Raw genomic sequence first — 13,486 nt, forward strand, 5'->3', positions numbered from 1 at the left:
GTTTGAAAAGGTCGCCATAAATGACGACCTTACAATGCGTAGGGTGCGCATTCATGCGCACCTCAAATGATCAATGTTTCGGCGTTTCCATCGCTTCCAGCAGCTCGGGGAAGAAATCCTCCAGCAGCTCTGGCGTCATCAGTTCTGGGTAACTGATCAGATGCTCGCGAATGCGCTCATTCACCTCTGGCAGCAAACGCTGTGCCGCTTCACCGGCAGTGATTTTTTTCTGCTTCATCAGACGCAGAACGTCATCGGGCAAGCTATCTTCATCCTCGACTTCATCGACGGCTTCCAAATCGTCCAGCTCATCCAGCATATCCATCAGTGCTTCAATCTGTGGCGTGCGTGACTGATATTCAGCGGGCTTTTCGTTTTCCAGATAGCGCAGCAGCGCACGCACGGGGGAACCATCGGGCGTCGTCGGTGGCTCGCTGGCGAACCAACTTAAGAGGTCGTGTTGGCTGACCTGATGGACGTGATAACCGTTATCCACCAGTTCGTCGGCAAGGATATCGGCAGTATCGTGCTCAATCAGGCAAATGTGAGTGCGATTCGGGGTGAACTGCTCCAGCCATTGATATATCTCTTCAATGACGCTGTCGTCGTAATTGAACGTCTGGCTGAGATAGCTCTCATCCTGCTGGTGAACGCAGATGCGAATCAGGTCGGGGTCGAAGTAAATCGCAATGTTGATGCCTTTCATGCGCGCTGTCCTGTGTGGTGCAAAATCTCACTATAGCGTCAGGCAGCGCAGATGAACATGACAACGCCAGCAGCAGTGGCTACTGGCGGGAAAAATTAACGCAAATCAGCACGATCTAACCCATAAGCGCTGTCCAGAGAGCCGGGCACCATCTGTGACAAAATCATCAAACGGTTCCAGGTGTTGATGGCGGCAATCTTGAAAGTCAGCTCACTGATTTCACCCTCGGAGAAGTGCTCACGCAACTCACCGTACAGCGCTTCATCGACACCCTGCTCGCCAATGCGGGTCAGGGCTTCGGTCAGCGCAAAGGCCACTTTTTCGCGGGCGCTGAATAGCGGAGACTCACGCCAGATCGAAACATGATGCAGACGCAGTTCGCGCTCGCCATCAATTTTCGCCTGTTTCACATGCATATCGAGGCAGAAGGCGCAGTGGTTCAGCTGTGAGGCACGGATATCGATCAGATGTTTCAGTGATTTCTCCAGCGCGGTATTGGCGACGGTATTGGAGAAATCGGACATGGATTTGGCCAGCGCTGGCGCAGTTTTAAAATGGTTAACACGTGAAGTCATGATGTTTTCCTCATTCAGAATAGACGGTCAATAGCTTGCAGAGCATGGGGTAAGGCGGTGTCGCGGCTGATGGGATCATGGGTGCCATCAACACGAATAAAATTCACATCGGTGATGCCGATGTACTCCAGCGCCACGCGAATGTAAGGCGTGAACTGGTCATCCTGTACAAAGGGGCCGTGGGCAAACACGCTGCCGCTGGCGACTACGCTGTAGACTTTTTTGCCGTTTACCAGGCCCACTTTGGTGCCTTCTGCGGTAAAGGCGAAGGTCCTTCCGGCTCGGGTGATATGGTCGAACCAGGCTTTTAACACTGACGGCAAGCCGAGGTTCCACATCGGCGATGAGATAACCAGGGTGTCGCAGGCAAACAGCTGGTCCACCAGCTTTTCGGATGTGGCAATCGCAGCACGCTGTTCATCGTTACGCTCCTCAGGGCGGGTAAAGAAAGCGCCGATGGTGAAGGCGTCGAGGTGTGGCAGTGGGTGCTGTGCCAGATCGACAATGGTCTCTTCCAGTTCGCCATGCTGCGCGCGCAGTTTCTCGACCAACCGCGCCGAGGCGATGCGTGAGGCCGATCCGGCCAGATCCGGGCTGACCTGAATGTGCAGCAGTTTCATGATTTTTCTCCCTCTGCGAGATCGCGATAAAAGTGCAGTCCCAGCGCGGTGTAGCCGACGCGCTGATAAAAATGTTGTGCCCGCTGGTTACTGATAGCGGTGTCTAGCACCATGCGGCCGCAGCCCTGTTCACGTGCCAGCTCAGCCAGGGCGTTAAGCAGCGTGGCACCAAAGCCTTCGCTGCGCGTGGCGCTACTGGTGACCAGATCGTCGACGTAGCAAAAACGGCCATGAATGAAGTTTTCCTGCAGGCGATAACCCGCCAGTGCGACAGGTTTGCCATGCTGTTCGATACCCGCTAAACGATACCCCTGTGCCTGCTGGCGTTGTGCTTGAGCAACGAATGCGGCCTGATCAGTCAGCTTAAATCGCAGCTCCTGCATTAAGGCAAAGCAGCGAGCCAACTGAGCGGGGCTGTCGTAATGTGCAATCTTCATGGCGACCTGCGTGCGGTTGCGTGGTGGATGTGTGCATCTTAAACTTCTATGTCTGAGGGAAAAGGGTCAATATCGGTGAAAACAGGTAGGACATGAGATGGGTTACAAAGAAATCTACACACGTTATCGCGATCAGATTGTGGCAGGGCGCTTGAAGCCGGGCGATCGCGTGCCTGCGATCCGGACGTTGGCCAGTGAACTGCAAGTGGCGCGGAAAACCGTCGAAACCGCCTATGAGATCCTGATCGGTGAAGGGTATTTTGTGAGCCAGGGCGCCAGAGGCACGCGTGTGAATCCCGCGCTCAATCTTGGCGATGCGTCACCAGTCTCATCCGCGCCAGAGCCCGCCCGTCTTGAGCGCCCGGTGATTGAAAGCAAAGGCGAGCTGCGGCTGGGCATTCCGGCATTGGATGAGTTTCCGCACAAAAAGTGGCTGCTGATTTCGGGTAAAGCGGCACGCACACTGCGTCCGGACGAGATGATCATGCCTTCGGTCATGGGCTATCAGCCGTTGCGTGCAGCCATTGCCAGTTATCTGAATATCTCGCGCGGCCTGAACTGTCAGCCGGAGCAGATCTTTATCACCACCGGCTACCGCGCGAATCTGCGGCTGATTCTGGCGGTGTTAGCGCATCCTCATGACAAGGTGTTGTTTGAAGATCCCGGCTACTTTTTCGGTCAGAAACTGCTGAAGCGCATCGCGCCAAACCTGCACTACGTGCCAGTGGATCGTGAAGGCGTTGATGTTGATTACCTGCAGCGCTATCACTCAGACGCTCGCTTTGCGGTGGTGACGCCGACACATCACAGCCCGCTGGCCGTCACGCTCTCACTGCCGCGCAAGCATCAATTGCTGGAGTGGGCGCAGCAGAATCAGAGCTGGATCATTGAGGATGATTACGACGGAGAGTTTCACTACACGCGCAAAGTGATCCCCGCGCTAAAAAGCCTGGATGCGCACGATCGCGTGATTTACACCGGTACCTTCAGCAAAACCATGATGCCCGCCATGCGCGTCGGTTACCTGGTGATGCCGCAAGAGACCATTGAGCGCTTCCGTGAGCTGGGTGAAATCCTGGAAACCGGCATGCCGCTATTGCCGCAAAAAATTCTGGCACAGTTTCTCAGTGAAGGGCATTTCTATCGCCACATCAAGAAGATGCGCACACTTTACCAGCAGCGACGCCGCATGATGCTGGATGCGCTTCAGCACTGTTTTCCTCAGCTGTTTGAGTTTGAACTGACCGATGGGGGCATGCACATCGTCGCCTTCCTGCAACGGGGCATTCAGGACGTGGCACTGGCGGAGATTTGGCAGCGTCATCAACTGCGTGTATTACCGCTTTCCGGCTGGTACACACAAACGCAAAAGCGCTACGGGCTGGTGATTGGCTACACCAATATCCAATCCTATGAGCAAGCGGTGAGAGTGTTGGCACGCGTGGCGGCGGAAACGCATGATTTGATGCGCTGAAGACAGAAAAAAGGCGCGAGGGACAGCTCGCGCCAGAATATTGCTATCCCAAACCATTCTTGATGCAGGCAGGCAGCAACCGAGAGACTCCCGATGAGCTCGGGGGAACGAGAGCAGCCAACGCACCTGCGCCTTGAATGATGGCGGATATTACATGCCGATGTACTTCTTGCCCTGCTTAAGAACCACATCACAGGCTTTTGTCTTCACCTTCTCACCCATCGGTGAATTGCTCAGGCTCTGCAGGTTGAGCTGCTGGCCGTTGCCGGTGTTCAGCAAACCTTGCAGACCCTGCTGGTAATCGGTTTTCTGCTCTTGCGCGGTGGTGCTGCTCAGACCGAGCTTGCTCAGGACCTGATCCTTCACCGATGCCACGTTGTTATCCACCACGTTGTGTTGCACGCAGTAAGACATCACGCCTGCGGCATTCGTCATGCTGTTAGAGCTAACCGCTTTATCACCGCCATTCAGCAATCCAGTCAGCGACGAAAGTGACAGACCGCCGTTCTGCGTATTGCTGCTGGTGGTCGTGTTGCTACTGTTTTGCTGAGACAGCTGCGACGCCGCGCTGCTCAGTTGATCCTGCCAGCTCGCCGCCGATGCGCTTCCTGCAACCAGTGCTGCCGCGATCCCCAATCCCCAAATCGTGCTTTTCGCTACTTTAATCATCTCAACCTCGTTGTCTTTTTACATCTGACACTGTCAGTTTGGGTTATGAACCAGGAATGCCAGGAAAGTTCCAAATCAAAGAGGGGAGTGCGGCACTTTGGGAGTGTTCTGGTTTTTCCAGTGTGGGCTCCAGTCTTGTAGGGGCGACCTTTAGGCCGCCCGCTGCCTACACAGATGCTTTTCCCGATGCACAAAACGGAAAATTACCCTGTATGAGGACCCTATCTGCTGTATTCGCACACAGAGTGCTGATTTTTTCAACGCTTAGCGCACAACCCTGTCGATTCCGGTTGCGCACTTCGTTCGTAACGGTATAATCCCCAACGTTTTCCGCATCCTCTTCAGTGCCGAAGTGGCGAAATCGGTAGACGCAGTTGATTCAAAATCAACCGTAGAGATACATGTCGGTTCGAGTCCGACCTTCGGCACCATCGATTGATGCAAAAAACTAAGTCGCTTACGAGCGGCTTTTTTTTTGCCTGAATTATCTCCCTGACACATCCCGTCTCCCTTATTTGCCTGAAATTGATCACCCTTAAGAACCTGTTAAGAACAATCCTTATAATCGCTCCTCTATTATTAAACACTGGGTACATGATGAAAAAGGTATTAATTTCTCTTTCAGTTTTAGTGACTTCGCTGACGGTGATGTCTGCACAAGCGGCCAATGACACAACCGGTTGTGAAGCTAAAAAGCAGGAGATTCAGCAAGAGCTTTCAATGGCACGTGAGCAGGGCAATAAGGCGCGTATTGCAGGATTGGAGAAAGCACTGCGTGAAAATAGTGAACACTGCACAGACAGTGGTTTACTTAAAGCGCGCCAGGAGAAAGTGGCGGAAAAACAGCAGAAGGTGCAGGAGCGTGAACAGTCGTTGCGTGAAGCACAAGCCGATGGTCGCCACGAGAAAATTGAGAAGCAGCAGCGCAAACTGGATGACGCACGTGATGAGCTAAATCGAGCAAAAGCGATGCTGGCAAAGTAGCGCGATGACTTCTCGATATTAGCCGTGGGGCGCAGTAAAGCGCCCGCTTACCACACATACCCCACAGTCACCTGATTACTCAAAATCGTCACCGCAGGCGCAATCACGCCGCGCACCGTTGAAACATACTCAAACCACAGTGGCCCGCCAGCCGGGAATCCTGCGGGGAGCACCATTTCACCGCTTAAACCGGACAAACGCACACAGCGGTTGCCACCGCACACCCGTACCTGAAACCCCATTGGCACCTTGCCGTCAGTGGTAATGCGGCAGGCCAGTTTCGTGGCAATCATTCCTGCTGGTGGCGCAGTAGCAAGCTGCACCGGGCGGCTTTTCAGCATCGATAACATGCCGGTTACTGCGCGCTTTCTCAATTTAATAGCGATGTTCCTAAACACCGTCACGCTGGCACCTCTCTTTACACAACTGATGGCGCATATTTTCACCTGCCTTTCGCACTTTGTGGCCGCACTGCGTTAACCCGGCGCTACCTGATGCAGATGTTGCGCGGTGTATTCTCGGTGCCAGAGGCCAGTACCTTGCCGTTCAACAGATAGAGGCCAATGACGCTGATATCGCCTAACTGGATATGGGGGAACACATACTCTCTGACGTCGTCGTCATGACTCTTGTCCCCCAACCCCCGACTGAGATGTGTGGCCTTAATTTTCAAAAGGTTGTAATGGAATTTGTGCTCAAACCAGATGGCGCGATTGATATGGGTCACCGGCGCGATCGGCACACCATCGATAAAGCGCGACAATGTGCCGATATAACTGGTGTGACCGTGATAAAAACCATCACGATAGCTGCGATAAATGCCTTGTGTCAGCACCACCTCCTGTTGGTTTTTGATGTCATAAAACGCCAGGGGGAAACTGCATTGCACTTGCTGGGATGAGATCAGCCACCACCGCCCGATAAAGATGGTCAGCGCGAGGAGAAAACCACCCAGAAACAGCGCGCTAAGTGGAAATTTAATTAACCCGGAAATAGTAGGATTCACACCCATTGTTGGCTTCCTGCAAAGGTTGGTGGCAGGCGATCAAGCCTTGATGATGATGGGAGCTGGCGATACCCAGCGTGATATACAACTCCCGAGCAGCGGGCCGATCGGGGCCCAAAACATAGCGTGTGTAGGTCAGCAGTGTGGCTTCAATCAGTTCATGGTGCGTTTGCTGATGCTTCGGCACCCATACCCGGCTCTCAACCGACACCGCCCCACCATGCCAGGTGACAAAATCGATTTTTTTGGGTGTGAGAAGCCATAAGTGTTGTGCGACCAACCCTGTCGCGATACCGGCAACAATGCCGCCAAGGGTCATCGACAGCGCGCGTTGCCAGCGGAAAGGCTGAACTTCGGGTTGGTGGGCATCGAGCGGCGCTGGGCAGGGAGGAAGATCCTCAGGATCTGAGGTATGTACTATCAAACGGTAACCGCTGCGTGTCACGGCCAGCAGGTGAATCTGTTGATCAAGATCCAGCGACACCAGCGCACGACGTAATTTGCTGATCATCACGCGCACGCTGTTTTCAGTGGCGGCAAAACCGACCTGACGCCAGCCAATATCCATTAGCTGTTCCGGTGATAACACTTCACCTTGCGCCTCTACCAGTGCCGCTAAACAGAGCGCGGCACTGGCAGGGAGCGTCACAGACTTCCCATCATGATTACGGATCAGGAGGCGTTTATGTCTGGCTAACGTGGCAGAAAAACCGAGAGATATCATATCGTTCATTAGATAATTTTTGTCGATTATTAACAATGCCAGAGCGGCTAATTCGCGCCAGAGGTCACAAATAATGATGTCTGTTTTTCGTCTATAAACTGCAGCCCCTTGGACTAAAAAAGCCCTTGAAAGGAGGGCAAAGCATGCACATGGAAGATATTAATTACGCGGAGTTAACACAGCAGACTTTAGATTTTCTGTGGTACCTGATTAGCTTGATATAGCACTGAGCTTTAACGCTGAGTGTGGAGCAAATCATGGGGTAGGTCACCGTGAATTAGCGCCATATTGCCGATATCAATGGTGTGATCGACAGTATTGCCAATCAAACCAATATTCTGGCACTTAATTCTGCCGTGAAAGTGGCGCGCGCTGGCGAACAAAGGCGCGGGTTTGCAGTGGTGACAGGAGCGGCCATGGTCGCGGGTGGATTAGAAGCGTAGTTGGATGCGTTGGAAAAACGGGGGGCGCAATTTTATGCTTAGCAATGAGGCTGCACCCTAGTCCGTTCGGCTGAAAGCCAAACCGCATGATAAACGCCAAGGATTGTTGGCTGAAAAATAGGCTCCGTATTGGTTTTTTTAAATAAGAAATATTAGCCACTACTTTAATGATTAAAATTCACGACAATTCATTAAATGAATTAGTCAAGTTGACGTAGTCTTATTGCGCTATGTGAACGCTGAATTTCATCCGATACTTTGAATGAATTAATGTTGGGTGAGAAATGTGATGCGTAGGGTATATATGGATGTTGGCTTAGATAATAAAATCACGTTGTGGAATAAATATCAGAGTCTGGTGAGGAAGGAGGTGTTACGTTTACAAAAACGCCTTCCAGCCAGTATCGAATTCGATGATCTGATTCAGGCGGGAGCTATCGGGTTCATCTCTGCTGTCGACAGTTTTGATGCGCGTAAAAGGGTGGCACTGAGTGCCTGGATTACTCAACGCATAAAATGGGCGTTAATGGATGAACTGCGTGATCGTGATTGGGTCCCTCGGCGGATCAGAAAGCATTCGCGAGAAATTTCTGCCCTTATACAAAAGCTCGAACAAGAAAATGGGAGAAATGCCAGCGAAATGGAAATCGCTGAGCGTATGGGGGTGCCGCTGTGTGAATTTCAGCAGATGCTGGCTGATACTAACAGCATTCAAATTTTATCAATTGATGAATTACAAGAAAGTTATGATGATCTTTGGGAGCAGCCAGATGACGAGAATGCATTGCTGGACCCGGTACATCAATCGATAAAAAACAACCTCGCATTGCGTATTGCTGAGCATATAGCCTCTATCCCTGAACGTGAACAACGAATACTTCAGTTCTATTATCACTATGATCTTAATATGCATGATATAGCCCTGATTCTAAATGTCACAGAAACTCGCGTGAGTCAACTTCACAGTTTGGCAATAAAAAGGTTGCGAAGAAGAATGGATCGTGATTACACGATGTGATTGTTATTTTTTGTATTCATGGGAAAGCTTTCATCGTGGTTAATAACATTTAATAATATTATTTCTATTGATTTTCAATTGGTTGGCATATGTTATTTCTCTTATGGGTTGTCGTAAAAATTCTGAAGGATACTATTTCCCCATTGCTGTAAGCGGTTATGTTGCGCGTTGCTTTCAATTCTGTTCCATTGCAGTGCAAAATCGCTTATCAGCCTTAAACCAGGAATTGATATTTCCTGTTACCTTACTTCTGCTCTGAATGATTAAGGTGTATTAATGTCTAACTTTGATGAGTACTTGCAACATATCCATGATATGAATTTATCTTACCTGCTATTAGCACAACAGTTGATCAGGCAAGACAAGTTTGCTGCAGGCTTTCGTTTGGGTTTGTCAGAAGCCACGCTAGATAATATCAAAGCATTGACATTGCCGCAGTTAATTAAAATGTCTGCCACTAATCAATTTATTTGTCGTTTGCGAATCAATGACGAAGTGATGATCGAAAACCTCACAAAATATTCACGTATAGAAGCACTGCAGAAAATTCACACTGGAATTATTTTATCAACCGACCTGCTTAATTCATTGAATACAGAATCTCTAACCGTTAGCTAAGAGGTGTGGCATGTGTGAGAAAAACTTGTTGCAGGAGTTGCATGAAATGCATATTGCTATGGAGTTGATCGCATTAGGTGCGCGGATGCAGGTACTGGAGTCTGAAACCTCATTAAGTCGACGACGCCTTTTGCGTTTATATAAAGAATTACGTGGATGTCCTCCTCCCAAAGGTATGCTACCTTTTTCTGAAGACTGGTTTATGTCGTGGGAGAAAAATATTCATTCATCCATGTTTTACAACATTTACCTCTATTTAATTAAAACGGAAAAATGTCCGCCTATTAAAGCGCTCATGAAAGCCTACCGTCTTTATCTTGAACAATGTTATTGCCAAAGTCAGAAAAAACCCGTACTGGATCTGACACGGGCATGGACATTATTACGTTTTATTGACTGCGGCATTATTTCACGCAAAGCCTGCCGCATTTGCCAAGGGGGATTTGTAGTGATTATCGAAAATATTAAGAACCCGTTTACTTGCAGTTTGTGCTGCCCGCCCTCACGCGCCAGTAAACGGACTCATATCAGCCACGTTGTTTCACGGCATGTGCTGGACGCGGTGACGGACGCACTCTTATAGCGATGGGTTACCATGGTGGTGAAGAGAATAGCGCACGCCAGGTGCACAGTTTTTTCACCCCGCTGGTCAGATAGCATGGCAGAATAGCCCCCTCATTTAGCAGGAGGGTAGCTCATGACCGATGACATCGACCAGCGCATCTATGAATTAGTGCGTCGCTACGACGGCGTTTATCTGTTTAAGCAGAAGACCTTAACTCCACAGGTTGATATCGACAGCGATCTCAACTTTGAGCGTGAAGAAGCGCAGGCGTTAATGGATGAATTCTTTGCTGAATTTGCAGTTGAACGTGGCGGTTTTGCGATTGAAACCTACTATCCCAATGAGCCTTCTCTGGTGCAGATCCTCAACCCGTTTAACAAGCGTGAAGTCCCGGTGGTGCCGGACTTCACGCTCGCTATGTTGATTGAGTCGGCCAAAGCGGGGCGTTGGCTGTTCGAGTAAGCTAGCGCCACGTCATCACTTCACATGCACACCAAAGCCGCTCTCATTGGACGCCAGTGAAGCTTTTAGCGTCAGCGCCGGGATCTCATAATCGCCGCCATTTTGCTGACGAAACGCAATCGGTGCCGTCTCGGCCAGTGTATCCAGTCGCGTCGCTAACGCATCGCACCAGCTTGCAAAGCGCTCTTGTGCGGATTTCTGTACGCGATAAAACACCAGCGGGGGCAAAACACTAAAGCCTGGATAAAACAGCATACCGTGCTGGATCGGGAACAGTAGCTGATCAATCGAGCCGTTGATGCCCCGTGGACTATAGTGTGATTCCCAACCGCCAGTGGTGATCACCAACATTGCGCGCTTGCCTGCCATATTGCCCTCGCCGTAACGATCGCCCCAATGCTGTTCGTTGTGCTCCCCCACGCCGTAGGCAAATCCGTTAGCGTAGACGCGGTCAAACCAGCCTTTCATGATGGCGGGCATGGTGAACCACCACAGAGGGAACTGAAAGATCACCGTGTCGGCCCAGCGCAGTTTTTCCTGTTCTGCCGCGATATCGGCAGGCTGTTGCTGATGGTCAAACGCATAGCGTGAATCCAGCGTCGCGTCATAATGCGTACCGACCAGGGGCGCTAACGTATCGGCTGCATCAAGCTGCGCTTTCCATTGCATGGCGTAGAGATCCGATACTTGCACCTGATGCCCTGCGTTTTGCAGGTGCTCGATGGCGAAATCTTTCAATGAACCGCTGAGTGAACGAGGTTCTGGATGGGCATACACAATCAGTACATTCATGGCTGAATCCTGTGAGATGAAAACCCCTGCAGGTTAAGCCGAGGCTGGCTATAGTAGAAATCAATTACGGATATCTCAGGTATAGCCACGGTGAATATCAACTCGCTGGATTTAAATCTGTTGCAGACACTTGATGTGTTGCTGGAAGAGCTTAATGTCACGCGTGCGGCACAACGTCTTAACCTGTCACAACCCTCGGTGAGTACGCAGCTTGCCAGGTTACGCACGGTTCTGGACGATCCGCTGTTACTGCCGGGACCACGTGGGATGTTACCAACGGCACGAGCGGAAGCACTGCGCGATCCGTTACGGTTGGCGCTGGAAGCATTAACCCGCGCCGTGGCGCCGCCTGACGTTTTCAATCCTGCCCACGCCGACCAGACCTGGCGCATTGCCGCAACGGATTACATGTCCTCGGCACTTGTACTGCCGGCGCTCAATTTAATTCGTGATGCTGCGCCGCGCAGCCGTATGGCGGTCTTCACTTTGAATCCACCGCAGGTGGCGCAGCAGTTGGAAAAAGGCGAGTTGGATCTGGTGTTTCATACCGGTGACAACGCGCCCCCGACCTTACATCAGCGCAAGTTGTTCAGTGAGCGCTACGTGCTGGCCGGGCAACGAGATCATCCACAACTGCAGCAGCCGCCCACGCTGGATCAATTTTGTCAGCTGGAGTTTGTGTTGATTTCACCTGATGGTGGCGGATTCAGCGCGGCTACCGATAGCGCGCTGGCTAAGCTGGGCCGTAAGCGGCGGGTCGCGCTGTCAGTGCCCCATTTTCTGTTTATGCTGGAGGTGCTGGCGAGCAGCGATTTAGTCGCCGTGGTGCCGGAGCGACTGGTGCGCAATACGCCATATCTTCGTGTCTGCACGCCTCCGCTGGAGATACCGGGTTTTGATATTTTGATGCTGTGGCATCAACGCCTGCACCGCGATCCGGCGCAGCAGTGGCTGCGACAGCAGATTGTGGCGTCGTTATAAGCTCACGCTTAGCGCAAAAAATTCACTTCTCCCGCGCGCTAAAAATCATCACACTAGCCACCTTTACCATTATGGAGAGATGGCATGAAAACCCGATTGCTGCTGGCGTTAGCGCTGCTCACCAGTTTAAGCGCGCCACTGTTAGCAGACGAAGACGGCGTCTCCTTTAGTCACAAAGACTGGGAGCTCGCTTGTGATAATACCTTAACCTGTCGCGCTGCCGGTTACAGCGCTGAAGAGGGTGCTGGCGGTTCGGTGTTGCTCACGCGTGAAGGGGGACCAAACGCCGTTACCCACGGTCGTGTGGTGTTGGCCGATACCGGTGATGACGACTCCAAGCAGGTGGATACGTTGGCGCTGTGGATCGATGACCATGCGCAGGGTGAGGTAGCAAAAGCCGAGAATGATGAGTGGACACTCACCGATGTGCAAACGCTGGCGCTGATCAATGCCATTAAGGGCAACGGTAAAGTGGAGTTTCGCGGCGGCGAAGAGCCGTTTGAGCTTTCCAGCAACGGCGCGTTCGCCACGCTGCTGAAAATGGATGATGCGCAAGGGCGACTCAGCACGCCAGGGGCATTGGTGCGCAAGGGCAATAAGTCTGAGAGCAGTGTACCGGCGGCGGTATCGATGCCAGTGATCCAACAGGTCAAAGTAGAAAAAGCCACACCTCGCCCCTTGACGGATGATGAGCTGGCGCTATTGAAACCAAAGTTGATTGCTTCGCTAACTGACGATGACAGTTGTGACAACCTGGCGCCGACCGACGATCAGCCCGAAGAGGGGGCCGAACCGCTAACGTTAACGCCAGTAGATGATGCACATGTGTTGATCGCCGCACTTTGCTGGCGCGGGGCGTATAACGAAGGTTATGGCTACTGGTTAATCGACAAATCCTTGCAGGGCAAACCGCAGTTGATCACCGATTCCGGTTCAGACTACAGCGAAGGAGTGGTGTCCGAAGCGCAAAAAGGTCGTGGCATTGGCGACTGCTGGAGCACTGCTGCCTGGGTATGGGATGGCAAAGATTTTGTGCAGAGTAGCGATGCGACAACCGGCATGTGCCGCGCGATTCGTGCGGGCGGCGCATGGCAGTTGCCAACGCTGGTGACGGAGGTCAGACCGGCACCGTAATTCGGTGGGTGGGCTTTTATGCGCGCCGGGTCATCATTAATGGCGTGATGCTTGCCAGTTGAGTTATCGGCGCTTACGCCGTCTGCTGCCGCACTGGGGCTGGCGGTCCTCGCGCCGCTGGCGCGGTGCCCTCACTGCACTCGTCTGCCTTACGGACCGGTGGCGATGGAACATCCATGTTCCAGCGCCACCTTTCGCCCGCGTCCTGCGGGCTCTCCTGGCATACTCGTTCCGTTCAGCGCTGCGGAATGCCAGCCCCTGTGCGGCACCAGCCTGCT

At 52.0% G+C, this 13,486-nt stretch carries 17 protein-coding genes, 1 tRNA gene and 1 pseudogene; 10 read left to right on the plus strand and 9 right to left on the minus strand.

The window, feature by feature from the left end; translation table 11 throughout:
* Positions 1-70: 70 nt before the first annotated feature.
* From ACPUC8_RS09710 to ACPUC8_RS09725, 4 genes are all read right to left on the minus strand, one after another.
* Positions 71-706 (minus strand): hypothetical protein, encoded by a 636-nt coding sequence (locus tag ACPUC8_RS09710; protein ID WP_039327635.1) that lies wholly within the window; start codon positions 704-706, stop codon positions 71-73.
* Between the two features lie 95 nt (positions 707-801).
* Positions 802-1,281 carry a carboxymuconolactone decarboxylase family protein gene (locus ACPUC8_RS09715; RefSeq protein WP_039327637.1) on the minus strand — a complete coding sequence of 160 codons (480 nt, stop codon included), beginning with the start codon at positions 1,279-1,281 and terminating at the stop codon, positions 802-804.
* 14 nt (positions 1,282-1,295) lie between these two features.
* Positions 1,296-1,901, minus strand: coding sequence for an FMN-dependent NADH-azoreductase (locus ACPUC8_RS09720; protein ID WP_039327639.1), 606 nt, complete (start codon positions 1,899-1,901; stop codon positions 1,296-1,298).
* Positions 1,898-2,338 carry a GNAT family N-acetyltransferase gene (locus ACPUC8_RS09725; RefSeq protein WP_058971006.1) on the minus strand — a complete coding sequence of 147 codons (441 nt, stop codon included), beginning with the start codon at positions 2,336-2,338 and terminating at the stop codon, positions 1,898-1,900. Before ACPUC8_RS09725 ends, ACPUC8_RS09720 begins: the two co-directional genes overlap by 4 nt.
* Positions 2,339-2,435: 97 nt before the next feature.
* Here ACPUC8_RS09725 and pdxR point away from each other — a divergent pair, with 97 nt between their 5' ends.
* Complete coding sequence (gene pdxR, locus ACPUC8_RS09730) at positions 2,436-3,812, plus strand: MocR-like pyridoxine biosynthesis transcription factor PdxR (RefSeq protein WP_494926100.1); 1,377 nt, start codon at positions 2,436-2,438, stop codon at positions 3,810-3,812.
* Positions 3,813-3,962: 150 nt separating this feature from the next.
* Here pdxR and ACPUC8_RS09735 read toward each other — a convergent pair whose 3' ends face one another.
* Entirely contained in the window at positions 3,963-4,481 is a 519-nt protein-coding gene (locus ACPUC8_RS09735) for a YjjA family protein (protein WP_494926101.1), read from the minus strand.
* A gap of 346 nt (positions 4,482-4,827) precedes the next feature.
* On the opposite strand from ACPUC8_RS09735, the gene ACPUC8_RS09740 reads away from it, so the two are divergent.
* Together ACPUC8_RS09740 and ACPUC8_RS09745 are read left to right on the plus strand one after the other, a co-directional pair.
* Positions 4,828-4,912, plus strand: a tRNA-Leu gene (locus tag ACPUC8_RS09740).
* A 166-nt stretch (positions 4,913-5,078) separates the two neighbouring features.
* Positions 5,079-5,465 carry a DUF1090 domain-containing protein gene (locus tag ACPUC8_RS09745; RefSeq protein ID WP_039327643.1) on the plus strand — a complete coding sequence of 129 codons (387 nt, stop codon included), beginning with the start codon at positions 5,079-5,081 and terminating at the stop codon, positions 5,463-5,465.
* A gap of 47 nt (positions 5,466-5,512) precedes the next feature.
* On the opposite strand, the gene ACPUC8_RS09750 is transcribed toward ACPUC8_RS09745, so the two are convergent.
* From ACPUC8_RS09750 to ACPUC8_RS09760, 3 genes are all read right to left on the minus strand, one after another.
* Complete coding sequence (locus ACPUC8_RS09750) at positions 5,513-5,806, minus strand: flagellar protein FlhE (RefSeq protein ID WP_167347665.1); 294 nt, start codon at positions 5,804-5,806, stop codon at positions 5,513-5,515.
* A gap of 146 nt (positions 5,807-5,952) precedes the next feature.
* A complete protein-coding gene (locus ACPUC8_RS09755) occupies positions 5,953-6,477 on the minus strand; it encodes a hypothetical protein (protein WP_494926102.1) in 525 nt (174 codons plus the stop codon).
* Positions 6,443-7,120, minus strand: coding sequence for a winged helix-turn-helix domain-containing protein (locus ACPUC8_RS09760; protein ID WP_158649444.1), 678 nt, complete (start codon positions 7,118-7,120; stop codon positions 6,443-6,445). Before ACPUC8_RS09760 ends, ACPUC8_RS09755 begins: the two co-directional genes overlap by 35 nt.
* Positions 7,121-7,476: 356 nt before the next feature.
* On the opposite strand from ACPUC8_RS09760, the pseudogene ACPUC8_RS09765 reads away from it, so the two are divergent.
* From ACPUC8_RS09765 to ACPUC8_RS09785, 5 genes and pseudogenes are all read left to right on the plus strand, one after another.
* Positions 7,477-7,599 (plus strand): annotated as a pseudogene (locus tag ACPUC8_RS09765) (methyl-accepting chemotaxis protein); the annotation flags it as partial.
* 328 nt (positions 7,600-7,927) lie between these two features.
* Positions 7,928-8,656 carry an RNA polymerase sigma factor FliA gene (gene fliA / locus ACPUC8_RS09770; RefSeq protein ID WP_494926103.1) on the plus strand — a complete coding sequence of 243 codons (729 nt, stop codon included), beginning with the start codon at positions 7,928-7,930 and terminating at the stop codon, positions 8,654-8,656.
* A 276-nt stretch (positions 8,657-8,932) separates the two neighbouring features.
* Positions 8,933-9,274 carry a flagellar transcriptional regulator FlhD gene (gene flhD, locus ACPUC8_RS09775; protein WP_494926104.1) on the plus strand — a complete coding sequence of 114 codons (342 nt, stop codon included), beginning with the start codon at positions 8,933-8,935 and terminating at the stop codon, positions 9,272-9,274.
* A gap of 10 nt (positions 9,275-9,284) precedes the next feature.
* Positions 9,285-9,857 carry a flagellar transcriptional regulator FlhC gene (flhC, locus tag ACPUC8_RS09780; RefSeq protein ID WP_039327652.1) on the plus strand — a complete coding sequence of 191 codons (573 nt, stop codon included), beginning with the start codon at positions 9,285-9,287 and terminating at the stop codon, positions 9,855-9,857.
* Between the two features lie 114 nt (positions 9,858-9,971).
* On the plus strand, positions 9,972-10,301 hold the full coding sequence (locus tag ACPUC8_RS09785; protein ID WP_039327654.1) for a DUF1493 family protein: 330 nt from the start codon (positions 9,972-9,974) through the stop codon (positions 10,299-10,301).
* Positions 10,302-10,316: 15 nt separating this feature from the next.
* On the opposite strand, the gene ACPUC8_RS09790 is transcribed toward ACPUC8_RS09785, so the two are convergent.
* On the minus strand, positions 10,317-11,093 hold the full coding sequence (locus ACPUC8_RS09790; RefSeq protein WP_039327656.1) for an NAD(P)H-dependent oxidoreductase: 777 nt from the start codon (positions 11,091-11,093) through the stop codon (positions 10,317-10,319).
* A gap of 90 nt (positions 11,094-11,183) precedes the next feature.
* Between ACPUC8_RS09790 and ACPUC8_RS09795 the strand changes: the two genes are divergently transcribed.
* A complete protein-coding gene (locus ACPUC8_RS09795; RefSeq protein WP_058970992.1) occupies positions 11,184-12,074 on the plus strand; it encodes a LysR family transcriptional regulator in 891 nt (296 codons plus the stop codon).
* An 84-nt stretch (positions 12,075-12,158) separates the two neighbouring features.
* A complete protein-coding gene (locus tag ACPUC8_RS09800; RefSeq protein ID WP_039327660.1) occupies positions 12,159-13,208 on the plus strand; it encodes a DUF1176 domain-containing protein in 1,050 nt (349 codons plus the stop codon).
* Positions 13,209-13,486: the final 278 nt, after the last annotated feature.

Source organism: Pantoea sp. CFCC18177 (genome assembly GCF_059412425.1).

What these genes read in the sequence shown, in the direction of transcription:
- ACPUC8_RS09710 (WP_039327635.1), bottom strand. Translation starts at nt 706, where the DNA reads ATGAAAGGCATCAACATTGCGATTTACTTCGACCCCGACCTGATTCGC.
- ACPUC8_RS09715 (WP_039327637.1), bottom strand. Translation starts at nt 1,281, where the DNA reads ATGACTTCACGTGTTAACCATTTTAAAACTGCGCCAGCGCTGGCCAAA.
- ACPUC8_RS09720 (WP_039327639.1), bottom strand. Translation starts at nt 1,901, where the DNA reads ATGAAACTGCTGCACATTCAGGTCAGCCCGGATCTGGCCGGATCGGCC.
- ACPUC8_RS09725 (WP_058971006.1), bottom strand. Translation starts at nt 2,338, where the DNA reads ATGAAGATTGCACATTACGACAGCCCCGCTCAGTTGGCTCGCTGCTTT.
- pdxR (WP_494926100.1), top strand. Translation starts at nt 2,436, where the DNA reads ATGGGTTACAAAGAAATCTACACACGTTATCGCGATCAGATTGTGGCA.
- ACPUC8_RS09735 (WP_494926101.1), bottom strand. Translation starts at nt 4,481, where the DNA reads ATGATTAAAGTAGCGAAAAGCACGATTTGGGGATTGGGGATCGCGGCA.
- ACPUC8_RS09745 (WP_039327643.1), top strand. Translation starts at nt 5,079, where the DNA reads ATGAAAAAGGTATTAATTTCTCTTTCAGTTTTAGTGACTTCGCTGACG.
- ACPUC8_RS09750 (WP_167347665.1), bottom strand. Translation starts at nt 5,806, where the DNA reads ATGCTGAAAAGCCGCCCGGTGCAGCTTGCTACTGCGCCACCAGCAGGA.
- ACPUC8_RS09755 (WP_494926102.1), bottom strand. Translation starts at nt 6,477, where the DNA reads ATGGGTGTGAATCCTACTATTTCCGGGTTAATTAAATTTCCACTTAGC.
- fliA (WP_494926103.1), top strand. Translation starts at nt 7,928, where the DNA reads ATGCGTAGGGTATATATGGATGTTGGCTTAGATAATAAAATCACGTTG.
- flhD (WP_494926104.1), top strand. Translation starts at nt 8,933, where the DNA reads ATGTCTAACTTTGATGAGTACTTGCAACATATCCATGATATGAATTTA.
- flhC (WP_039327652.1), top strand. Translation starts at nt 9,285, where the DNA reads ATGTGTGAGAAAAACTTGTTGCAGGAGTTGCATGAAATGCATATTGCT.
- ACPUC8_RS09785 (WP_039327654.1), top strand. Translation starts at nt 9,972, where the DNA reads ATGACCGATGACATCGACCAGCGCATCTATGAATTAGTGCGTCGCTAC.
- ACPUC8_RS09790 (WP_039327656.1), bottom strand. Translation starts at nt 11,093, where the DNA reads ATGAATGTACTGATTGTGTATGCCCATCCAGAACCTCGTTCACTCAGC.
- ACPUC8_RS09800 (WP_039327660.1), top strand. Translation starts at nt 12,159, where the DNA reads ATGAAAACCCGATTGCTGCTGGCGTTAGCGCTGCTCACCAGTTTAAGC.